16 protein-coding genes are annotated in these 21,476 nt (G+C 63.4%); 9 read left to right on the top strand and 7 right to left on the bottom strand.

What is annotated here, in order from left to right:
- Positions 1-79: 79 nt before the first annotated feature.
- Positions 80-754, bottom strand: coding sequence for an HAD family phosphatase (locus tag KRZ98_RS13605; RefSeq protein WP_217674033.1), 675 nt, complete (start codon positions 752-754; stop codon positions 80-82).
- A 98-nt stretch (positions 755-852) separates the two neighbouring features.
- Between KRZ98_RS13605 and KRZ98_RS13600 the strand changes: the two genes are divergently transcribed.
- The 4 genes from KRZ98_RS13600 to KRZ98_RS13585 are packed head-to-tail and all read left to right on the top strand — an operon-like array spanning position 853 to position 4,441.
- Positions 853-1,962, top strand: a complete 1,110-nt coding sequence (locus KRZ98_RS13600) for an ABC transporter permease (RefSeq protein ID WP_217674032.1) — start codon at positions 853-855, stop codon at positions 1,960-1,962.
- Entirely contained in the window at positions 1,962-2,846 is an 885-nt protein-coding gene (locus tag KRZ98_RS13595) for an ABC transporter ATP-binding protein (RefSeq protein WP_217674031.1), read from the top strand. The genes KRZ98_RS13600 and KRZ98_RS13595 overlap by 1 nt, the downstream gene beginning before the upstream one ends.
- A 3-nt stretch (positions 2,847-2,849) precedes the next feature.
- On the top strand, positions 2,850-3,812 hold the full coding sequence (locus tag KRZ98_RS13590; RefSeq protein ID WP_217674030.1) for an MlaD family protein: 963 nt from the start codon (positions 2,850-2,852) through the stop codon (positions 3,810-3,812).
- 17 nt (positions 3,813-3,829) lie between these two features.
- A complete protein-coding gene (locus tag KRZ98_RS13585) occupies positions 3,830-4,441 on the top strand; it encodes an ABC-type transport auxiliary lipoprotein family protein (RefSeq protein ID WP_217674029.1) in 612 nt (203 codons plus the stop codon).
- 113 nt (positions 4,442-4,554) lie between these two features.
- Here KRZ98_RS13585 and KRZ98_RS13580 read toward each other — a convergent pair whose 3' ends face one another.
- Entirely contained in the window at positions 4,555-7,317 is a 2,763-nt protein-coding gene (locus KRZ98_RS13580; RefSeq protein ID WP_217674028.1) for a [protein-PII] uridylyltransferase, read from the bottom strand.
- A 9-nt stretch (positions 7,318-7,326) separates the two neighbouring features.
- Positions 7,327-9,978 (bottom strand): DNA mismatch repair protein MutS, encoded by a 2,652-nt coding sequence (mutS, locus tag KRZ98_RS13575; protein WP_217674027.1) that lies wholly within the window; start codon positions 9,976-9,978, stop codon positions 7,327-7,329.
- A gap of 111 nt (positions 9,979-10,089) precedes the next feature.
- Here mutS and KRZ98_RS13570 point away from each other — a divergent pair, with 111 nt between their 5' ends.
- The 4 genes from KRZ98_RS13570 to KRZ98_RS13555 all read left to right on the top strand — a co-directional run bounded on the left by KRZ98_RS13570 (position 10,090) and on the right by KRZ98_RS13555 (position 15,235).
- Entirely contained in the window at positions 10,090-12,351 is a 2,262-nt protein-coding gene (locus KRZ98_RS13570; protein ID WP_217674026.1) for an NADP-dependent malic enzyme, read from the top strand.
- Between the two features lie 33 nt (positions 12,352-12,384).
- Positions 12,385-12,882, top strand: coding sequence for a flavin reductase family protein (locus tag KRZ98_RS13565; RefSeq protein WP_217674025.1), 498 nt, complete (start codon positions 12,385-12,387; stop codon positions 12,880-12,882).
- 161 nt (positions 12,883-13,043) lie between these two features.
- A complete protein-coding gene (locus KRZ98_RS13560; RefSeq protein ID WP_217674024.1) occupies positions 13,044-14,024 on the top strand; it encodes a hypothetical protein in 981 nt (326 codons plus the stop codon).
- Positions 14,021-15,235 (top strand): carboxylate--amine ligase, encoded by a 1,215-nt coding sequence (locus KRZ98_RS13555; protein ID WP_217674023.1) that lies wholly within the window; start codon positions 14,021-14,023, stop codon positions 15,233-15,235. The genes KRZ98_RS13560 and KRZ98_RS13555 overlap by 4 nt, the downstream gene beginning before the upstream one ends.
- Here the strand turns inward: KRZ98_RS13555 and KRZ98_RS13550 are convergent.
- The 4 genes from KRZ98_RS13550 to KRZ98_RS13535 all read right to left on the bottom strand — a co-directional run bounded on the left by KRZ98_RS13550 (position 15,204) and on the right by KRZ98_RS13535 (position 20,465).
- Positions 15,204-15,755 (bottom strand): phosphotyrosine protein phosphatase, encoded by a 552-nt coding sequence (locus tag KRZ98_RS13550; protein WP_217674022.1) that lies wholly within the window; start codon positions 15,753-15,755, stop codon positions 15,204-15,206. The genes KRZ98_RS13555 and KRZ98_RS13550 overlap by 32 nt on opposite strands.
- Before the next feature lie 870 nt (positions 15,756-16,625).
- Positions 16,626-17,429 (bottom strand): DNA adenine methylase, encoded by an 804-nt coding sequence (locus KRZ98_RS13545; RefSeq protein ID WP_217674021.1) that lies wholly within the window; start codon positions 17,427-17,429, stop codon positions 16,626-16,628.
- 139 nt (positions 17,430-17,568) lie between these two features.
- The gene (locus KRZ98_RS13540; RefSeq protein ID WP_217674020.1) at positions 17,569-18,615 is read right to left on the bottom strand and encodes a phage portal protein; all 1,047 of its coding nucleotides are present in this window, start codon (positions 18,613-18,615) and stop codon (positions 17,569-17,571) included.
- Positions 18,612-20,465 (bottom strand): terminase family protein, encoded by a 1,854-nt coding sequence (locus tag KRZ98_RS13535; protein WP_217674019.1) that lies wholly within the window; start codon positions 20,463-20,465, stop codon positions 18,612-18,614. The genes KRZ98_RS13540 and KRZ98_RS13535 overlap by 4 nt, the downstream gene beginning before the upstream one ends.
- A gap of 163 nt (positions 20,466-20,628) precedes the next feature.
- On the opposite strand from KRZ98_RS13535, the gene KRZ98_RS13530 reads away from it, so the two are divergent.
- Positions 20,629-21,444, top strand: coding sequence for a GPO family capsid scaffolding protein (locus KRZ98_RS13530; protein WP_217674018.1), 816 nt, complete (start codon positions 20,629-20,631; stop codon positions 21,442-21,444).
- Positions 21,445-21,476 lie beyond the last annotated feature (32 nt).

Below are 21,476 nucleotides of genomic sequence, written 5' to 3'. Positions count from 1 at the left end.
CTCCGTTCGTTTCGAGCGAAGTCGAGAAACGTGCGCGCCAGTTTCTCGACTTCGCTCGAAACGAACGGAGGTGGGGATATTACGTCCAGTCCACCCGCGTCCAGCCGCGCGCCGCCGCCAGCCTGGCCAGCTTCTTGTGCGGGTTGGAGGCGAAGGGGATGTCGGCAAATTCCAGCATCGGCGCGTCCGATACATGGTCGGAGTAAGCGCGGATATGGGCCTGGCTACGGTCGATCGCTTCGGCCGCCATCCACGCCTTGATCATTCGCAGCTTGCCGGTGTCGTAGCAATTTTCGCCCGCAATCTTGGCGCGGACATATCGCAAGTCCTGGGACAGGTGATCGGTCGCGATCACGGCGTCGAAGCCCAGCCGCCGGGCTATCGGCTCGACATAGAGGCGGTAGGAGGCAGTGGCGAGGACGAGACGATAGCCATCGGCCCGGTCCTGCGCGATCTGCGCCACCGCGCCCTGGCGCAAATTTGTCGCAACCACCTTGTCAGCATAGGTTTCGACATGGGGCATCAAGCGCGCGCGTTCGACATTGAAGCCAATCATCAGCGCCTGATTCAGTTCCTTCAGCCGCTGGCGGGTGATCAGTCTGGCCACATAGGCCAGCATCAGCAGCCCGACGCAGGGCAGCAGCGCCAGCCGCCACGGGGCCATGGCGCGCGCCATGTGGATGAGAAAGCCGGTATAGGTGCCGCTGAACGTCACCGTCCGGTCCATGTCGTAAATTGCCAGCCGGTGCGTCATGCCGTGTCCGAAACTTTTGCCTCTATGCTTCGTTCTGGCTTGCAGTTGGGCCGTTTCGGCTTGCCGTGCAACCGATATTGGACCAGTAATCCCATCGCATGAACAAAGCCGCCGATCTTGCTGAAGAAATGCGTGACGACGGCACAGTGATCCGGCTTTCCGGGTCGCTGGCGGTCGCCTGTCTGCATGACCTGCCCAGTCGGCTGGATGCGGTGCAGGGACCAGTCAGCGCCATCGACCTGTCGGGCGTCGAGCATATCGACACGATCGGCGCGTGGACCGTGCATCGCACCGCCAAGCGGCTGAACAGCCCGATCACGGGCGGGCGCGACGATACGATGCGCCTGATCGAAGCGGTCGGCGCGCTGGACGAGCCGGTGGCGATCCGTCCCGATCATGTCCCTGCCGTCACCCGCATTGTCAGCCAGATTGGCGAGGCGGTCAGCACCGCCGGATCGACCATGCTGGGTCTGCTTGGTTTTTTCGGTGGCACGCTGGTCGCCGCCTGGAGCGTCATCCGCCACCCCAGCCGCTTCCGCGTCAATGCGGTGGTGCAGCGGTTCGAGGTGGTCGGCGTATCCGCGCTAGGCATTATCGGCCTAATGAGTTTCCTGATCGGCATCGTCATTGCGCAGCAGGGATCGGTGCAGTTGCGCCAGTTCGGCATGGAAATGCTGACGATCAATCTGGTCGGGCGCCTGACCTTCCGCGAACTGGGCGTGCTGATGACCGCCATCATGGTCGCGGGCCGATCCGGCTCCGCCTTTGCCGCGCAGCTTGGAACGATGAAGCTGACCGAGGAAGTGGATGCGATGCGCACGATCGGCGTGTCGCCGATGGAGGCGCTGGTGCTGCCGCGCACGCTGGCGGTCGTCATCATGATGCCGCTGCTGGGCTTTTACGCATCGATCATGGCGGTGATTGGCGGCGGCTTCCTCTGTGCGATTGCGCTGGACATACCGCCGATCACCTTCGTCCAGCGGCTGCGCGAAGTCGTGCCGATCACCGACCTGTGGGTGGGCCTGATCAAGGCACCGGTATTCGGCCTGATCATCGCCATTTCGGGCTGTTTTCAGGGGATGCAGGTCAAGGGCAATGCCGAGGAAGTGGGGCTGCGCACCACCGCTGCGGTCGTGCAGGCCATCTTCCTGGTCATCGTCCTGGACGCCATATTCGCCGTATTCTTCACCTGGCTGGGGTGGAACTGATGGCGGAGCAGGATGCCATGGCCGCCGAGGACGCCCGGATCGAACAGACGATGGCGCAGAGCGACATCGCGATTTCGGTGCGCGGTATCCGCAACAGTTTCGGCGATCAGATCGTGCATGACGGGCTGGACCTGGACGTGCGCAAGGGCGAGATTTTGGGCGTGGTCGGCGGGTCCGGCACGGGCAAGTCGGTGCTGATGCGCGCAATCATCGGCCTCCAGACCCCCGACGAGGGCGAAATCCACGTCTTTGGCGAATCGATGGTCGGGCGGCTGGACGATGAAGCGCTGGCGATCCGCAAGCGCTGGGGCGTGCTGTTTCAGGGCGGCGCGCTGTTTTCGACGCTGACGGTCGCTGAAAATGTCGAAGTGCCGATCCGCGAATATTATCCCAATATCGGCGCGGAACTGCGCGACGAAATCGCCGCCTACAAGATCCGCATGACCGGGCTGCCGGCTGAGGCTGGTCCCAAATATCCGTCCGAACTGTCGGGCGGCATGAAGAAGCGCGCCGGCCTTGCCCGTGCGCTGGCGCTGGACCCGGACCTGCTGTTTCTGGACGAACCAACCGCCGGGCTGGACCCGATCGGCGCGGCGGCGTTTGACGAACAGACCCGCCAGTTGCAGCAGACGCTGGGGCTGACCGTGTTCCTGATCACCCATGATCTTGATACGCTCTATTCAATCTGCGACCGTGTCGCCGTGCTGGCCGACAAGAAGGTCATTGCGGTCGGCACGATCGACGAATTGCTGGCCACCGATCATCCGTGGATACAGGAATATTTCAACGGCCCGCGCGGCCGCGCCGCAACGGCAGCCGTGGCCCGTCATCACGACCGCGAACAGGATAGGGCGGCACAGACCCCGCCCGATGGAAGGCAATAGGATATGGAAACCCGATCCAACCATGTGCTGGTGGGCGCGGTCACGCTGATCTTGCTGGCGGCGATCATTGCGGCGGCCTTCTGGTTCTCGCGCATCTCCGATGGGCAGAACAAGGAATATGACATCTTCTTCAAACAGTCGGTCAACGGGCTGGCGAAGGGATCGAGCGTCAATTATTCCGGCGTCCCGTCGGGCCAGGTCGAGAAGATCGAGCTGTGGAAGCGCGATCCGGGCTTTGTGAAGGTGCGCATTTCGGTCAAGGACGGCACGCCCGTCCTGCAAGGCACCACCGCAACGATCGCGGGCGTGGGCTTTACCGGTGTCAGCGAAATCGTGCTGGATGGCGCAGTCAAGGGCGCACCGCCGATCCTATGTCCGACCAATAATCCGCTGTCGGTTTGCCCCGACGGCGTGCCGGTGATCCCGACCAAGCCGGGGGCGCTGGGCGAATTGCTCAACAATGCGCCGCAACTGCTGGAACGGCTGTCGACCCTGACCGAGCGGCTGACCGAATTGCTGAACGACAAGAATCAGCAGTCGATCGCTGGCATCCTGGCCAATGTCGAGCGTATTTCCAGCTCGCTGGCCGATCGCAGCCCGGAAATTTCCGCCACGCTGGCCGAAGCGCGCATCGCGGTGCAGCGCACCGGGGTAGCCGCCGAGCAAATTGGCAAGCTGGCTGCTACGACCGATTCGCTGCTGACCGACGAGGGCAAGCCGTTGATGGCCGACCTGCGCAAGAGCGTGCAGTCGGCGACGCGGAGCATCGACACGCTCGACAAGACGATTGCCGAGGCCCAGCCGGGCGTGCGCGCGTTCAGCAACCAGACCATGCCGGAGGTCAACCAGCTGGTCCGCGACCTGCGCGAAATGTCGCGCGCTTTCCGGGGTGTTGCTGAAAAACTCGACCAGCAAGGGGCCGGTTCGCTGGTCGGATCGCCCAAATTGCCGGATTACAAGCCATGATGAGAGGGACAAGGCGCATGTTCAACCGCCACACGCGCAGAGCCACGGTTGCGCTCACCGCCGCCTTCCTGCTGGCAGGCTGCGTATCGTTCGGGGCCAAGCCGCCGGAACAGTTGCTGGCGCTGAGCGCCACGCAGACGGTCGCGCCTGGGCGCCTGCTGACCGGGACGCAGGGACCAAGCCTGACCGTTGCCGATCCCGATGCGCCCAAGATGCTGGATACGGTGCGGGTGCCGGTGCAGCTGTCGCCCACATCGGTCGCCTATGTGACCAAGGTGCAGTGGGCCGACACGCCGCGCCACCTGTTCCAGACGCTGCTGGCCGAAACGATCTCCGCGACCAGCAACCGCATCGTTCTGGCCCCCGGCCAATATGCTGGCGACAATGGTCAGCGGCTGATGGGCGAACTGGTTGCCTTTGGCATCGATGCGCCGGGCAATAGCGCGGTCGTGACCTATGATGCCCTATTGACCAAGGGCAGCGGCACGGTGATCGCGCGGCAGCGCTTCACCGCCAGCGTGCCCGTAGGCGCGAAGATTGAGGCCGGGACGATCGGTGTGCCGCTCAACGCGGCGGCGAACAAGGTTGCGTCGGATGTCGCGGCCTGGCTGGCGACGCAGCCTGGCTAGAGTTGGGGAGACGCACGCCAACTTCCGTTCGTTTCGAGCGAAGTCGAGAAACTGCGCACTACCGTTTCTCGACTTCGCTCGAAACGAACGGATTGATGTGAAGGCTTCGCACCCTAAGCCCGTTCCAGCGCCTCATCCACCTCGCCGCCAGCCGCCTCGAGCAGGCGGCGTTCAAGCGTTTGCAGCCGCGCCTTGCTCTCTATCTTTCCGCCCAGCAGGTCGGTGACGTAGAACGTATCGACCGCGCGTTCGCCATAGGTGGCGACATGGGCGCTGTGGACCGTGACCTTCGACTGGAACAGCGCATTGGCCAGGCTGAACAGCAGCGCCGGCCGGTCGGCGGCGTTGATCTCTACCACGGTAAAGCGGTTCGACGCCTTGTTGTCGATTAGCACATTGGGGACGATGCGGAAGGCTTCGGCGCGGGTCCGGGTCAGCGGGCGCGCCGACAATTTGGTGATCATGCGGTGGCGGTTGGACAGCGAATCCTCGATCGCATTGCGGATGCGGGTCAGCTGATCGGGATCGTGGAAGGCGCCACCGAACGGGTCCTGTACCAGGAAATTGTCGATCGCCACGCCATCGCGCGTCGTATGGATGCGCGCGTCGATAATGTTGCCGCCCGCCAGATGGATGGCGCCGGCAATGCGGTAGAACAGCCCCGGATGGTCGGTGGCATAGACCGTCACCAACGTCGCGCCGCGCTGCGGGTAATAATGGGCCGCGATCGACAAGGGCGCATCGGCAGAAGCCAATATATGGTGCGCGTTGTGGATCAATATATCCTCTGGCTCGGCAATCCAGTAGGATTCGGGCAGCCGCCTGCGCAGCCGCTCAAACTCTGCGTCCGGCAGCCCCAGCGCCAGCCGCGTCGCTTCCTGCTTGGCCGCGACCCGTTCGCTGCGGCCCTTCTGCTTGTGGCCCAGCCGCAGCAATTCTTCGGCTGAATCATAGAGGTCGCCCAGCAACTGCCGCTTCCAGCTGTTCCACACACCCGGCCCGACCGCGCGAATATCCACCACGGTCAGGCAGAGCAGCAGCCGCAGCCGCTCCGGGCTTTGCACGACATCGACGAAATCGAGGATCGTCTTGTAATCGGCCAGATCGCGCTTGAAGGCGGTGGCCGACATCAGCAGATGATAGCGCACCAGCCAGGCGACCGTTTCCGTCTCCGCCGGGGTGAGGCCCAGGCGCGGGCAGAGATGTTCGGCGACGTCCGCGCCCAAAATACTGTGATCGCCGCCCCGCCCCTTGGCAATGTCATGCAGCAGCACCGCGACATAGAGGACGCGACGCGAGAGCAGCTTGCCCATCAGTTCGGAGGCGAGTGGATGATCTTCGGGCAGTTCGCCCTTTTCGATCCGGGCGAGCAGGCCGACGGCGCGGATCGTATGTTCGTCCACCGTATAATGGTGATACATATCGAACTGCATCTGCGCCACGACCCGGCGGAAATCGGGGATGAAACGACCGAAAACGGTCGATTCGTTCATCCAGCGCAGCACGGTTTCGGGATCGCGCGGGGACGTCAGCACATCCATGAAGGCGGCGTTGGCGCGCGGGTCCTTGCGCACCTTTGCCGTGATTAGCCCGGCGTCGCGGCTGGCGGCGCGGATCGCGCTGGGGTGGATGGCCAGTCCATGGCGGTCGGCCACGGCGAAAATCTCGATGAGCCGGACCGGATCGACCTGAAAGAAATCATCGCTGGGCAGCGAGAGGCGCCCGCGCTCCAGCACGAAACCGTCCAGCTTCTTGGGCCGACGGAACATGGCGGGAATATAGCGCCGTCCCTTCGCCGCCATCTGATCGTCCAGATGGGCCAGGAACATGGCGGTCAGATCGCCGACGATTTTGGCGTTGAGGAAATAATAGCGCATGAAGCGCTCCACCCCCGACCGGCCATGCCGCCCGGTAAAGCGCATCCGCGTCGCGGTTTCCAGCTGGAGGTCGAAGGTCAGCCGATCCTCCGCCCGGCCGGTGATGGTGTGCAGGTGACAGCGCACCGCCCACAGGAAATCCTCCGCCTTCTGGAACTGCCGCAATTCCAGCTGGGTCAGCAGGCCGACATCGACCAGTTCGGCGACCGACCGCACCCGGTTCACATATTTGCCGATCCAGAACAGGGTATGCAGATCGCGCAGGCCGCCCTTGCCCTCTTTCACATTGGGTTCGACGACATAGCGGCTGTCGCCCATCCGTTTGTGCCGCTCCTCACGCTCGGCCAGCTTGTCGGTGACGAAGGCACGGGCCGTGCCCTGCATAACTTCGGCGTCGAAGCGGGTCGATGTTTCCTCGTACAACGCCCGGTCGCCCCAGACATAGCGCGCCTCCAGTAGAGCGGTGCGGACGGTCAGGTCCGCCTTGGCCATCCGCATCGTCTCGTCGATGGAGCGGCTGGAATGGCCGACTTTCAGGCCCAGATCCCAGAGCGAATAGAGCATGGATTCAATGACCTGCTCGGTCCAGCCGGTCGGCTTCCAGGGCGTAATGAAGCCGATATCGACGTCGCTATGCGGCGCCATTTCGCCTCGGCCATAGCCGCCAACCGCGATCAGGGCGATCCGCTCGCCCGTGCTGCGGTTGCCCGATGGGTAGAGATGGTGGGTCGTTGCGTCAAAAAGCAGGCGCAAAATCTGGTCGATCAGGAAGGCAAAGGCAGTCACCGCCTCCCGCCCGCGCGTGGGCTTCGCCTCCAGCCGCCGGGCGACCTCGGCCCGCCCCTCATCCAGCGCCGCCTTCAATTCCTTGACGATCAGGCCGCGCAGCAGCATCGGATCGCTACGGTGCAGCTGCGCCTGAGCGGTAATATTGTCGGAAATCGCGCGCCGATCAATGATCGCACGGCGCGATCCCAGCGCGGGAAATTGCATGACCATGGAGGCTATCTAGTCATGGTCGCTGGTCGCGGCCAGTTGTTTCAGCCGATATAGTTGATCGAGCGCCTCACGCGGCGACAACGCATCGGCGTCGATGCCGTCGAGCGCCGCGCGCAGCGGGTCGATCACGGGTTCGGACTGGGCAGCAACGGCGGCGAACAGCGGCAGATCGTCCAGCCCCGCCGCAATGCCGCCGGTCTTGGCCTTGCCCGCCTCCAGCCGCGCCAGCACATCCTTGGCGCGCTTCAGGACAGCGGCAGGCAGACCCGCCAGCCGCGCCACGGCCAGGCCATAGCTGCGATCCGCCGGACCGTCGCTCAGTTCGTGCAGCAGCACCAGATCACCCTTCCATTCCCGCGCGCGGACATGGTGCAGCGAGAGCGCGGAGAGGCTTTCGGCCAGTCGGGTGAGTTCATGATAATGGGTGGCAAACAGGCAGCGGCAGCGATTAACCTCATGCACCGCCTCCACCACTGCCCATGCCAGCGCCAGCCCGTCATAGGTGGAGGTGCCGCGCCCGACTTCGTCGAGGATGACGAAACTGTCGGCCGTCGCCTGCGCCAGGATGGCGGCGGTCTCGACCATCTCGACCATGAAGGTGGAGCGGCCCCGCGCCAGATTGTCCGATGCGCCGACCCGGCTGAACAGCCGATCGACCAGGCTGAGCGTCGCCGCCGCCGCGGGGACATAGGCGCCCGCCTGCGCAAGGATGACGATCAGCGCATTTTGCCGCAGGAAGGTGGATTTGCCGCCCATATTGGGGCCGGTGACCAGCCAGAGCCGATCATCCTGCACCAGACGGCAATCATTGGCGACGAAGGCCTGCCCTTCGCGTCGCAGCGCATCCTCCACCACCGGGTGCCGCCCGCCGGTGATGGCGAGGCATGGTCCCGCTCCGTCGGCAGCAACGAAATGCGGCCTTTGCCAGCCGCCCTCTGCCGCACGTTCGGCGAGCGCAGCGGCAACGTCGAGCCGGGCCAGCGCTTGCGCCGCGCGGGCGATGTCGGCCTTGCGGTCCAGCACGGCGGCGATCAGATCTTCCAGATGGGCCGCTTCGGCGACCAGCGCATGGCCGCCCGCCTGCGCGACGCGCCCGGCTTCCTCGTGCAGATCGACCGAATTGAAGCGCACGACGCCTGCCAGTGTCTGGCGATGGGTAAAGCCGCTGTCGGGCTGCATCAGCGAGTCAGCGGCGCGGGCAGGCACTTCGACATGATAGCCCAGTACGCCATTATGGCGGATCTTGAGCGTCGAAATGCCCGTTTGCGCGCGATATTTCGCCTCCAGCGCGGCAATCGCCCGGCGGCCATCGCCCGCCATGCGGCGCAGCTCGTCCAGCGCGGGATCATAGCCGTCGGCAATATAGCCGCCGTTCGCCGTTTCGGTTGGTGGAGCAGGCACCAGCGCGCGCGCGAGGCTATCGACGAGCGCACCATGGCCATCAAGCGCGGGGAGCAGGCGGGCGAGCAGCAGCGGCTGATCGGGCAAGCGTCCCAGCCGCTCACGCAGCAACCGCGCTTCGCCAAGGCCATCGCGCAGCTGGCCAAGGTCACGCGGACTGCCCCGGCCCACTGCGACGCGGCCCAATGCCCGGCCAATGTCGGGCAGCGCGCGCAATGCGCCCCGCAACTGGTCGCGCAGCCCGGCATCGTCATGGAACAGCTGCACCAGCCCCAGCCGCGCTTCGATCAGCCCCATATCCATCAGCGGCGCAGACATATCCTGCGCCAGCAGCCGCGCCCCTGCCCCCGTCACCGTGCGGTCGACCGCGCCAAGCAGGCTGCCCGCGCGCGCGCCGCTCATCGTCGCGACAATCTCCAGACTCTCGCGCGTTGCCGCGTCGATCGCGACATGGCCGCCGCTGGTCTGGCGCAGGGGTGGCGCGAGGAAAGGCAAAGTCCCCTTCCCCGCATGGTCGAGATAGGCGATCAGCCCGCCCATCGCGGCGAGCTCTGCCCGGCTGAACTGGCCGAAGCCGTCGAGCGTCGCGACCCCGAACAGCCGTTTGAGGGACGTTTCGGCGCGACTGCTGGAAAAGGCCGCGCGATCGAACATATGGGCGTCGGCTATGTCGAGCGACGATCCTTCGGCCACCACCGTCTCGCTGGGGCGCAGGCGGGCGAGTTCGGCGGGCAGGTCGATGACGCGGCAGGTCATCGTTTCGAACCGGCCAGTCGAGATGTCGGCGGCGGCGAGGCCGATTTCGCCATCTCCACCCACCTGCGCGAGGGCGACAAGCATATTGTCGCGCCGAGAATCGAGCAGAGTCTCCTCGGTCAGCGTGCCTGCGGTCACATAGCGCACGATGTCGCGCGCCACGAGTGTCTTGCCCCCGCGCGCCTTGGCCTGCGCGGGCGTTTCGGTCTGCTCGGCAATGGCGACCCGGTGGCCTGCCTTGATCAGCCGCGCGAGATAGCCCTCCGCACTATGCACCGGCACGCCGCACATCGGGATCGGCGCGCCGCCATGTTCGCCCCGGCTGGTCAGCGCAATGTCGAGCGTCGCGGCGGCAGCCTTCGCATCGTCGAAGAACAGCTCGAAGAAATCACCCATACGATAGAAGAGCAGGCAGTCACGCGCTTGGCTCTTGAGCGCCAGATATTGCGCCATCATCGGCGTGGGGGCGGGCTGGATCACGGTATCGGTCGGGGCGCTGGGCATGATGGTGCGATAGCGCCAAGCCGCAGCACAGGAAAGAAGCCTTCTCGCACTTGCCCACAAGGCGCGCTTGCCGCTAGGGCCGACGCAACGGACAGCAAAGGCGGGTAAGTGATGACCGACAAGTCGAATGTGGAATTTTCCGAGCGCGAGGCGCTGTTTTTCCATTCGACCGGTCGCCCCGGCAAGATCGAGATCATCGCGTCCAAACCGATGGCGACCCAGCGCGACCTGAGCCTGGCCTATTCGCCGGGCGTTGCCGTGCCGGTGCTGGCGATCGCGGCGGACCCTGCGACGGCCTATGATTATACCGCCAAGGGCAATCTGGTCGCCGTCATCACCAACGGCACGGCGATCCTGGGCCTTGGCAATCTGGGCGCGCTGGCGTCCAAGCCGGTGATGGAGGGCAAGGCGGTCCTCTTCAAACGCTTCGCCGACGTGGACAGCATCGACATCGAACTCAAGACCGAGGATGTCGATCGCTTCATCGACGCTGTGGAGCTGATGGAGCCGACCTTTGGCGGCATCAACCTTGAGGATATCAAGGCGCCGGAATGCTTCATCATCGAACAGACGCTGAAAGAGCGGATGAACATCCCGGTGTTCCATGACGACCAGCATGGCACCGCGATCATCGCGGCGGCGGGCGTCATCAACGCGGCGATGCTGACCGGGCGGGAGCTCAAAGACCTGAAAGTCGTGGTCAATGGCGCGGGCGCGGCGTCGATCGCCTGCACCGAACTCATCAAGGCGCTCGGCGTGGCGGGTGACAATGTCATCATGTGCGACAGCAAGGGCGTGATCTATCAGGGCCGCACCGAGGGCATGAACCAGTGGAAATCGGCCCATGCGGTGAAAACCGATGCGCGCACGCTGAAAGAAGCGATGAAGGGCGCGGACGTATTCTTAGGGCTTTCTGTCAAAGGCGCGGTGACGCCGGACATGGTCAAGGATATGGGCGAAAAGCCGATCATCTTCGCCATGGCCAATCCCGACCCGGAAATCACCCCGCCCGATGCCAAAGCCGTGCGTCCTGAAGCGATCGTGGCGACGGGCCGGTCAGACTATCCCAATCAGGTCAATAATGTCATCGGCTTCCCCTTCATCTTCCGCGGTGCGCTGGACGTGCGGGCGACCACGATCAACGAAGCGATGAAGGTCGCCGCCGCCCATGCCATCGCCGAGCTGGCGCGGGAACAGGTGCCGGAGGAAGTGGCCAAGGCCTATGGCCGGTCGCACAGTTTCGGGCCAGACTATATCATCCCCGCCCCGTTCGACCCGCGCCTGATGGAAGTGGTGCCGTCGGCCGTTGCGCAGGCGGCGATGGACAGCGGCGTGGCGCAAAAGCCGATCGCCGACATGGCCGCTTATCGCCAGTCGCTCAAAGCCCGGCTCAACCCGACCACCTCTGTTCTGACCAGTGCCTATGAAGTGGCCAAGGCCAATCCCAAGCGCGTCGTGTTCGCCGAAGCGGAGGAGGAAGTGGTGCTGCGCGCGGCGATCCAGTTCCGTGACCTGGGCTATGGTATTCCGGTGCTGGTCGGGCGCGGCGATGTCGTGGACAAGCTCAAGGCGCTGGGCGTGCGCGATCCCGACAGTTTCGAGCTGCATAACAGCGTCAACTCGCCACTGGTGCCCGACATGGTCGACCTGCTTTACGCCCGGCTCCAGCGGCGCGGCTATCTGCGCCGCGATTGCGAACGGATGGTGAACCGGGACCGCAACATCTTTGGCACATTGCTCGTCAAGATGGGCGTGGCCGACGCAATGATCACCGGCATGACCCGCCCCTATGCGCAGACCCTGCGTGAAGTGAAGCGGGTGATGGACCCCGCAGCAGGGCGCACGCCGTTCGGCATCCATGTCATGGTATCGAAGGACAAGACCGTGTTCCTGGCCGACACCACGGTCAACGAGCGCCCGACGGCCAGCGAACTGGCGGACATTGCGGAAGGCACGGTCGCGGTCGCCCGGCGCATGGGCCATGACCCGCGCGTCGCCTTCCTCTCCTACTCCAATTTCGGCAACCCGCCGGGCGCGTTCCTGGAAAATGTGCGTGGCGCAGTGAAGCTGCTCGACGAACGCGATGTCGATTTCGAATATGAAGGCGAAATGACCGCTGACGTGGCGCTGAACCCGGCGGTCATGAAAAGCTATCCGTTCAGCCGCCTGTCCGGCCCCGCCAATGTGCTGGTGATGCCCGGCCTGCAATCGGCCAATATCTCGGCCAAGCTGCTGCGCGAACTGGGCGGCACGTCGATGATCGGCCCGGTGCTGGTCGGCATGGAAAAATCGGTGCAGATCGCCACGATGGCATCCAATGCGTCCGAACTGCTGACGCTGGCGGTGCTTGCGGCGGGCGGGATCGCGCTCTGATCGACACACGGGCGCAAGATGGGAAAAGCGGACATGAATGACACCACCAGTTTCGACAGCGCGACCTTCCGCCGGGTGCTGGGCCATTATCCCACCGGCGTGTGCGTCGTCACTGCCGTGGAGGCAGATGGCGCCCCTGTAGGTATGGTGGTTGGTTCCTTCACCTCGGTCTCGCTCGATCCCCCGCTGGTTGCCTTCTTCCCTGCGAAAACATCGAGCAGCTGGCCACGCCTCTCTGCCGTCGGCAAATTCTGCGTCAACGTGCTGGCGAGCGACCAGCAAGCGCTGTGCCGCCAGCTGTCCGGGCGCGGTGAGGACAAGTTTGCCGGTGTCTCCCATCGCGCATCGGCGAACGGGTCGCCCATCCTGGACGATGTCGTCGCCTGGATCGACTGCACGCTGGACGCCGTGCATGAAGCGGGCGACCATTATATCGTATTGGGCAGGGTCGTGGCGCTGGAGGTCGACCGGCCGGAAAGTCCCTTATTGTTCTTTCAGGGCAATTATGGCGAATTTTCGCTGATCGCGTAACGGTAAGGGCGAGCGCGTGACGTCTGGCAGGAAAAGTGCGGATTGACGGCCCAATGCCATCTTTCCAATATGTGACCCATGGGACATATGGGGGAAATATTACTCGTCCTTAACCCCTGACGCCTATTGCTGTCCATTTGCCGCCCCCGACCGGATCGCCCATGACTGCGCTGCTCATCACCGTCGATACGGAACTGTCCTCTTCGCTGCATCAGCGCGGCCTCAGCCTTGACGAGAATGTCCAGCGCTCGATCTGGGGGCAAGCGCAGGGGCAGCCGCATGGCATCGGCTGGCAGATGGACGTGCTCGACCGCCATGGGCTGAAAGGCGTGTTCTTCCTCGATCCCTTGCCGGCGCTGGTCCATGGTGCCGATTTCCTGACGCCGATCGTCACCGCCATCGTGGCTCGCGGCCATGAAGTGCAGATGCACATCCACACCGAATGGCTCGCCTGGGCCAAGCAATCGCCGGTCGAGGGGCGACAGGGCCGCAATATCGGCGACTTCATGCTTGCCGACCAGATTGTCCTGCTGGGCCTGGCCAAGGGGTTGCTGGAACAGGCCGGGGCGCCCGCCATCACCGCCTTTCGCGCCGGCAATTTCGGCGCGAATGACGACACGCTGCGCGCCCTTGCCGCGATCGGCGTGGCATGGGACAGCAGCGTCAACCCCGCCTATCTGGGCCGCGACTGCAAGATTGACACGCATCCGGGCGAGATAGGGGCAACCCGCCTGCATGGCATCACCGAACTGCCGGTATCGGGCATAACCGACCGGCCCGGCAGCTTTCGTCCGGCACAGATTTGCGCCATGTCCGCGGCCGAGATGCGCGCCGGGCTGCGCCATGCCGCGTGCGAGGGCCATGACGCTTTCGTCGTCGTCACCCACAGTTTCGAAATGCTGTCCCGCGACCGCCAGCGGGCCAATGAGACGGTCAAGGCCCGATTCGCCGCGCTGTGCCGGGAGGCCGCCCGCCTGCCGCAGGTCCGCGGCGCAGGCTTCCACGACCTGCCCGGCGATCTGGCCGATCGCCCCGACCGCAGCCTCACCCGCGTCCCACCTAGTCGACTGCGCACCGGGCTGCGGGTCGCGCAGCAGGCCTGGGCAACATGGCGCTATGAACATCGGCTTGTGCCTGCGTGACATCTTTCCCCGGCGCCATTGTCCTGGGTCTGGAAAACGCCATCGGCCTGACGGTCGTGCGCGAACTGGGCGAGCATGGCGTGCCGGTCCATGGCGTGGCCCGCGAAGCGCACAGCGTTGGCGCAGCTTCGCGCTATTGCACCCAGTCGCTGTTACGCCCGCCCGGCCCTGCGGCCCTCTGGCTGCCGGAGATGATCGCCCGAACCGGCGCGGGCGCGGTGCTGGCGGTGTCCGAATCGGATCTGCTGGAACTGGCGGACCTGCCCACGACGATCGGTGACTGCCATATATTGGTCCCCCGACCAGACCGGCTGGCCAAAGTCATCGACAAATTCTGTACGCTCGACATTGCCGAAAAGGCGGGCCTGCGCGTCCCGCAGACCTGGCAACCGCAGCCCGGCGAGGATTTTGCCGCCCGCGTCGCGGCGATGCGCTATCCGCTGGTCGCCAAATGGGCCAATCCCCCGGCAGTATTGCCGATATTGGAACATGCGGGGCTGGAATGGCTCAAGACCGAATATATCCGTACCTCGCAGGCGTTGACCGCGCTGCTGGACCGCTACGCGCCGGTCGGGCGCTGGCCCTTGATCCAGCAATATTGCGGGGGCGTGGGGCTGGGTCAGATGCTTTATATGGAAGAGGGGCGGGCGACGCTGCGCTTCCAGCATCGCCGCCTGCACGAATGGCCGCCCGAAGGGGGCGTGTCCACGCTGTGCCGGGCCGAACCGGCGGAACGGCATGGCGAACAGATGGCGCTGTCGGAACAATTGCTGCGCGCGCTCGACTGGGACGGACAGGCGATGGTCGAATATCGCTATGAGCTGGATAGCGGACGCTATTGGCTGATGGAGGTGAATGGCCGCTTCTGGGGCAGCCTGCCGCTTGCTCGCCATTGCGGCGCACATTTCGCCTGGGAAGCCTATCGCCGCACCGTGCTGGGCCAGCGGGATTTGGCCCCCCTGCCGCGCGACGATCTGCGCGCGCGCTATATGGTGCCGGAAACCAAGCGGCTTATGCGCCTGTGGATTACGCCGGGACGAATCGGCGATCCCTTCTTCAAGCGCCGGCCGATCAGGGATCTGATCGACTATGTGCTGGGCTTTTTTGACCCCGCCACCCGCTATTATGTGCTGACCCTGTCCGATCTACGCCCCTGGGTGCGGGATATGACGCAGATGCTCAGGAAAGCCGTGCGCCGGGAAAAGCGCTGATCAACCGCGCCACCGCCTGTTCGATCCGGGTCAGGCAGGTCGCCATATAGCGGTCGTCCAGTCCATAGGGATCGTGCAGATGCGGCAGCATCGGCCGGGTCCAGCGCCCCAGCAACAGCCGCGGCACATGGCTCAGGCGCGGATCGGCGGCCAGCCGGTGCAATTGCCGCACCTCCATTGCCAGCAGCAGGTCGCCTTCCTGCGGGACATAGTCGGCCATGTCGATCGCCCGGTGCTGCGACAGGTCATGCCCCAAAGCGCGGGCGGCAGCGATGGCGGGATCATGCGCAGCGCGGCCAGTGGTGGTCGACAGACCGAAGGAAGCGGTATTTAGCCCTGCCCGGCGCGCCACGACATCGGCAAAGGCGCTGCGGCAGATATTACCCTGACACACGAAGACCAGCCGCTGCACCTGCGCAGAATCAGCAGCGCGGCTGGCAGACAGGCCCAGCGCAAGTTGCGGATAGGACAGGATCAAGCGGACCAACCCGCGCAAAGTGCCAAAACGGGCGCGGATCATCGGCGTGGTCCGAAAAAGGGTGGCGGAGACGGAGGACGTTGAATAGCGACTATAAGGCATTGATATATCTCAAGGTGCCGTCTGAGAATGGAAACGCATACCATAACCGATACCATAGTCGGAATTCTACAGCCGCTGATGGCGGTCAGCAGATGTGAGAAGCGATATATGAGAAACCGGGCGATAGGAATTATAATGAGGGCAGTATCGGAAAAAGTGTGACATCCGTAACATCGACGGATTTCTGCGGGTTTCAGCCGTGATTTTAAGTGTGATATCGACGTAACCATATTACACTTTAAAAACGTAATATCTCACTTACAAAAAACCTTGGATTTCTGCGGGTGTTACAGTTTTTCAAATAGAAGATCACATCATCCAACACAGCCGACGTAACCTAAAAAATTGTATAAAATCAGACGTTTAATATTATGTTCGCCCGCGTCCTGACAGATGTTACGTCTTCCCGCCCCCTCCCTCACTAGCGTGGGCGTCCTCGTTAAAATTTTTCTCGCCTGTCAGCGTCACGAATAGACTCGCTAGGTGCATCAAAACGCATCAACGGATGCTGCCTTTGGATCGGCGTTCGGCCTTAGAAGCGGGCCGCTTTCCGGGGGGTGTCGATGATGCATCAAAAAGGACATAAAAAGCGCGCGGGCGAGGCGGGGGAATAAGCGCGCTTTCGAGGGTGGCACCCCCGGCCTGCCGCGCTGGGCCGCCGTGGGCCGGAGCAAGGGGTCGCCGCGGGCTTTGGCGGCCGATGATGACGGTCGAGCGGCGTGGCATGCGACGACATATTGTTGCGCACGAAAAGAAAGGGCGGCCCGCGCCATGCGGACCGCCCTTCGTCATCTCAGCATCAGCGGCGTGTCAGCCGGGCAGCGGGAAGTTGCTCACGATCAGTTCGGCAACCGGCTTGGCCTGCGCCCCGATCGTATAGGTGGTCGGGACATCGGAGACATGGAACCGGGCGAAGGTATCGCGCGCACCCTCAGTCGCGTTGATGGACAGAAGGAACTTGCCCTTGATGCCTCCAAGCTGTTCGGCCAGCGCGGCGAAGTCGTCGCGTGAAAACACGTCCTGGCCATAATCCGTCTCGCAGCCCCAATATGGCGGATCGAGATAGAAGAGCGCGCCATCCCGATCATAGCGCCGGATGAAGTCCGAATAGGTTAGCTGCTCAATGACAACGCCTGCCAACCGTTCGTGGATGTCCGCCAGCATCGGCTCCAGTTTCGTCACATTGAACCGTCCGCCAGCCACGCGATCGACGCCGAAATTCCTGCCCGACACCTTCCCGCCGAACGCGAGCCGTTGCAGATAAAGGAACCGCGCCGCCCGTTGGAGATCGGTCAGCCGGTCGGCAGGCAGTGCGCGCAACCGTTCGAATTCCGCCCGGCTCGAAACGCGCCAGCGCAGCATGTCGATGAAGTAGGGATAATGTTCCTGAAGCACGCGAAAGAACGTCGCGACATCCCCGCTGATGTCGTTGATAGCCTCTGCTCTGGGCCGCGTCGGCCGCCGCAGGAAGATCCCGCCCATTCCAACGAACGGTTCGGCATAGCTGTCGTGATCCACGCGGCCGATGATGGATATGAGCCGACGCGCCAGATTGCGCTTGCCGCCAATATATCCGGCAGCAGGGAACACAGGGAGAACATTTTCTAGTGACATGTAGGATTTTCTCGCTCAATTGGTCCACCGCCCCGGTGAGGGGGCGGGGCGGCCGGGGTGGCCGATTGGTAGTGGCGAGAGTGATCCTCGTCGGTGGCCGCGTTGCAGCGCGGTCATCCCCGTTCTCACGGAAATATCGTTATGCGGCCGTGCGCACGCGCTCCCTAAAGCGTACCGCTGCAAAACCCAGCTGGTCGTTCAATTCCAGAAATACGCTCTGGAGCGGCTCGATCTCCAGTTCGAAGAACGCATCGGTCGCTTTGGTCACATCGCCAAAGCCGCCCGCATTGGCCGGCACGATGCCCAGCAGCTGCGGTGGCACGCGGTGCGCGGCCAGCACGTCATCGCGCGTCGTGTTCTTGATCCCGACAAATTCATCCTTCGCGCCGACCTCTGCGATCGGCTTCAACTGGATGCCGCTCTCCTTGCCATCGGGCGAATGAACGAAGAGATTACGGAAGTTGCCCGGCCCCTTCGAGCGCTTGAGGGCGTCCCGCATTGCGTCAATGTCGCCATCGGCAAACTGGCCGGTGGCATAGAGGATGTAACCAGCATGGCTGCCATTCTCGAAATAGCGGCGGCGAAACAGGGTCGCGTTTTCGTTGAGCAGGGCCGACTGTAGCGCCGACAGATATTCGGGCAGGCCGTAGATTTCCTGATTAATGTCCGGGGCCAGCAGATGGTGGACGGTCCCCGATTCGAACTCAGTTTCGTTGCGGAAGCCCGGCACCCACCAGAACTGGCCCGGCTCGATGCCGCGCCGCGTATATTTCGCCAGCACATGATCGAGGCGCAGCACCCCGCCCAGGCGGTTGCGGATCTCCTGCACATAGCAATTGCCCAGGACAAGATAGTCCTGAACCATGCCCGCGAAGGCCTTGCGGCTAAGAAACTGGGTAGGATCCAGACTGGCGGCCAGCATGTTGCGCTTGAGGATGATGGCGCTCGAATGATGCGGCGATGCGCGAAACGTCCGCGCCAGACCGTCGAGCGATATCGGCGGCTCGTACCAACGCTGGTTGTGATAGCATTCCAGCATGTCGAGCATCGTCGCCCGGCTGTTGACCGGTTCGGGATCGCCAAAGCTGAAGGCAGTCATGCCACGATTGTCATTGGCCGCGACGATCGCGCCCTGCGCCGCCTCGGCCGTTTCCCGGCGGTTCATCCGGCGCGCGCGCTTGCTCATTCCATAATCTCCATTTGGCCCTTTGGCTTTTCCTTGCCGTCGAGCGGTTCATTCATCAGGATGTGCATCGTCGCCCAGGCTAGATCGGCATGGCCGTCTTCGCCGCCGCGCCCTGCCTTGAAGGTGACGTTGCGCCCGGTGGTGGTCAGCGTTTTCTTGATCGAAACGAAGGCCGACACGATGTCGAGCATGCCAAGGTCGATCTGAAGGCGACCGCGCCGGATGATATTCTGCGCCTTCATGATCATCTGTGCCTTCACCTCCAGCGAATATTCGATCTTCGCGACGGTGCAGCCCGGCATCGCGCCCACCTTGGCGAGCAGCTGATAGACACCGGCCCCGACGCCCTGCGCGTCGATGCCCAGATAGGTGCAATTGTACCGGCTCAGGACGGCCTTGATGAATTCCGCCTGTTGTTCAAAATCGAGGCCGCGCAGCTGGTGGCGCTCCAGCACCCGGAACTCGCCGCCAATCTCCAAAGGCGGCGCGCAGATGACCAGCGCGGCATTGTCGCCGGTTTCGCTCGACTGCGGATCATAGCCTGCCCAGACCGACCGATAGCCATAGGGCCGCTCGGCTTCGGGATCGAAATCTGTCCATTCGACCAGGCTATCGCGCCCGCAGGCGATCATGTCGTTGAACTTGAAGGCCGACATGCTGTCATCGACAAAATCGCACATGAACAGATTGGCGAATTCGTCGGGGGCGTACTCTTCTTCGAGTTCGGCGATGTCGAACAGGTCGCACCCGCCCGCCTCAGCATCGCGCACATTAACGATGTTGCGCCAGACCCGATCAGGCCCGACCATGCCGATCGCCAGCGCCGCATGGCTGACGTCGATTTTGATCTGGTCTTCCTTCTTGCGGCGACGGTTGCGCCGCTCGCCGGTCCAATAGGGATAGGCCGGATGGGCAATGGTCGATGGCGTGGAGAAGTAGGTTTTGCGCCACTTCTTGTGCGTCGCCATGCCCGACGCGACCTTGTTCAATTCCTCGAACGAATGGACCCAGAAGAACTCATCGAAATAGAAATTGCCGTGCCGCCCCTGCGCGGTGCGGAAATTCGTGCCCAGGAAATGCAGTTCGGCCGCCGCTTCCTCTTCAGGGCGCAGATCCGATGTAATCAGCATAGGATCGCCGGTCAGCGCCACCCCGACCAGCTTGGCGAAGCTGACAATATAAGACCGGAACTGGTGGGCCTGCGCCTTGGACGCGGACAGGAATATCTGATTGCGCCCTGTCTCGATCGCGTCGATCAGCGCTTCGAAGGCAAAATAATAGGTCGCGCCGATCTGGCGCGACTTAAGGATCATGCGGGTGCGCTGATCCTTGGCCTGCCACCAGCGATGCTGATAATCATACAAACCGTCGAGGAAGATGCGCTTGAGTTCGGCCGCTTGATCGGCAGTGAAATGGTTCTTCTTCGCCTTCTTGCGCGGCCCGGCGTTACGATTGGCGACCTTGTCGTTCAGATCGCCCGCATGGCCGCCCGGCTCGGAATAGCGGCGAACCTTGGCCAGACTTTCGACCTGGCGCGATAGCGCGTCCATCTCGACATAGTCCGCGCCGGTCTTCTTTTCCTTAGCAATCAGGGTGAGCAGCCGGATCTCAAGGCCATCCTCGATCTTGCGGATCGAGGGGGCTTCATCCCACCTGTCGCGTTGCCGCCAGCTTTCGATCGTCGCGCGCGGGAACGGTCCGCCCTTGTCGTTGACGACACCATGCAGCGCAAATTCGTCCGCGATCTGCGTCACGCCCCAGCCTCGCCAGTAGAGGCTGCGCGCATGGCGGCGCGGATCGAACTGCCACAAGACAGACGGCGCGCCGGGCTGGGTGGAATGCTGGGTCATCGCGGCGGACCATGCCGCGCGGATCAAGCGCTAATCACCGCCATCCATTTGGACTAGCGCCTGTCCAAATGCCTCCCCTTGAGAAGAGGCCTCCACCGGTCCCTTTCTGCGCAGGTCAAACGCCTAGCCGCGCTTTCGTGCAATCAAGGGAACCGGACCGATCATGGCCAAGAGCAAGTTTTTCCGCGTCGGCGTCGAAGGCGCTACAGTCGATGGCCGCGTGATCCAGCGCGAATGGTTGAGCCAGATGGCCGCCAATTACGACCCGGCGACCTATACGGCGCGCATCAACTGCGAGCATATTGCGGGCTACAGCCCCGACAAGCCGTTCAATGCCTATGGGTCTGTCCTGTCGCTCAAGACGGAAGATGTCACCCTCCTGATCGCTGGCGAAAGCAAGACGCTGCTCGCCCTCTATGCGGAAATCGAGGCCAACGACCAGCTGCTGACCATCAACAAAGCGGGGCAGAAGCTGTTCACCAGCATGGAAATCCACCCTGATTTCGCGGGCGAAGGCGAAGCCTATCTGGTTGGCCTGGCCGTCACCGACAGCCCGGCATCGCTCGGCACCGAAGCCCTGAAATTCGCGGCCCAGTCGCGCAGCAACGTCTTTTCGACGGCCCACGAAACCGCGATCGAACTGGAACCGGCGACCGACAGCACCACGATAGCCGAAGGCGTCAAGACCGGCATCATGAGCGGGCTGGCGGCCTTTTTCACCAAGGAAAAGCCCAAGGAAGAACCGGCCACGCCGCCCGCACCGGCTAATGACAACAGCTTCGACATGGCCAAGTTCGCCAGTGTCCTGGGCGATCAGATCGCCGCCGCCGTGAAGCCCGCCAACGATGCGGTCGCATCGCTCAACAGCCGCTTCGACAAGCTGGAAACGCAGTTGCAGGGCGAGGAACAGCGCCAGCCCAAATCCTTCAAGCGCAGCCCCGCGACCGGCGGCAATGCGGCTGTCGTCACCGACTGCTGATCCCCGCCGTCGTCCCGCCACTACCTATCCCG

The organism is Sphingobium sp. AS12 (assembly GCF_019097845.1).
Taxonomy (GTDB): Bacteria; Pseudomonadota; Alphaproteobacteria; order Sphingomonadales; family Sphingomonadaceae; genus Sphingobium.
The sequence above is the reverse complement of the archived record's forward strand: the minus strand, read 5'-3'. Positions and strand labels throughout refer to the sequence as shown.

Bases quoted from the DNA above. Each gene is read 5' to 3' on its own strand.
- KRZ98_RS13530 (WP_217674018.1), top strand. From the start codon at position 20,629: ATGGCCAAGAGCAAGTTTTTCCGCGTCGGCGTCGAAGGCGCTACAGTC.
- KRZ98_RS13580 (WP_217674028.1), bottom strand. From the start codon at position 7,317: ATGGTCATGCAATTTCCCGCGCTGGGATCGCGCCGTGCGATCATTGAT.
- KRZ98_RS13565 (WP_217674025.1), top strand. From the start codon at position 12,385: ATGAATGACACCACCAGTTTCGACAGCGCGACCTTCCGCCGGGTGCTG.
- KRZ98_RS13605 (WP_217674033.1), bottom strand. From the start codon at position 754: ATGACGCACCGGCTGGCAATTTACGACATGGACCGGACGGTGACGTTC.
- KRZ98_RS13600 (WP_217674032.1), top strand. From the start codon at position 853: ATGAACAAAGCCGCCGATCTTGCTGAAGAAATGCGTGACGACGGCACA.
- KRZ98_RS13535 (WP_217674019.1), bottom strand. From the start codon at position 20,465: ATGACCCAGCATTCCACCCAGCCCGGCGCGCCGTCTGTCTTGTGGCAG.
- KRZ98_RS13570 (WP_217674026.1), top strand. From the start codon at position 10,090: ATGACCGACAAGTCGAATGTGGAATTTTCCGAGCGCGAGGCGCTGTTT.
- KRZ98_RS13560 (WP_217674024.1), top strand. From the start codon at position 13,044: ATGACTGCGCTGCTCATCACCGTCGATACGGAACTGTCCTCTTCGCTG.
- mutS (WP_217674027.1), bottom strand. From the start codon at position 9,978: ATGCCCAGCGCCCCGACCGATACCGTGATCCAGCCCGCCCCCACGCCG.
- KRZ98_RS13545 (WP_217674021.1), bottom strand. From the start codon at position 17,429: ATGTCACTAGAAAATGTTCTCCCTGTGTTCCCTGCTGCCGGATATATT.
- KRZ98_RS13585 (WP_217674029.1), top strand. From the start codon at position 3,830: ATGTTCAACCGCCACACGCGCAGAGCCACGGTTGCGCTCACCGCCGCC.
- KRZ98_RS13590 (WP_217674030.1), top strand. From the start codon at position 2,850: ATGGAAACCCGATCCAACCATGTGCTGGTGGGCGCGGTCACGCTGATC.
- KRZ98_RS13540 (WP_217674020.1), bottom strand. From the start codon at position 18,615: ATGAGCAAGCGCGCGCGCCGGATGAACCGCCGGGAAACGGCCGAGGCG.
- KRZ98_RS13550 (WP_217674022.1), bottom strand. From the start codon at position 15,755: ATGATCCGCGCCCGTTTTGGCACTTTGCGCGGGTTGGTCCGCTTGATC.
- KRZ98_RS13595 (WP_217674031.1), top strand. From the start codon at position 1,962: ATGGCGGAGCAGGATGCCATGGCCGCCGAGGACGCCCGGATCGAACAG.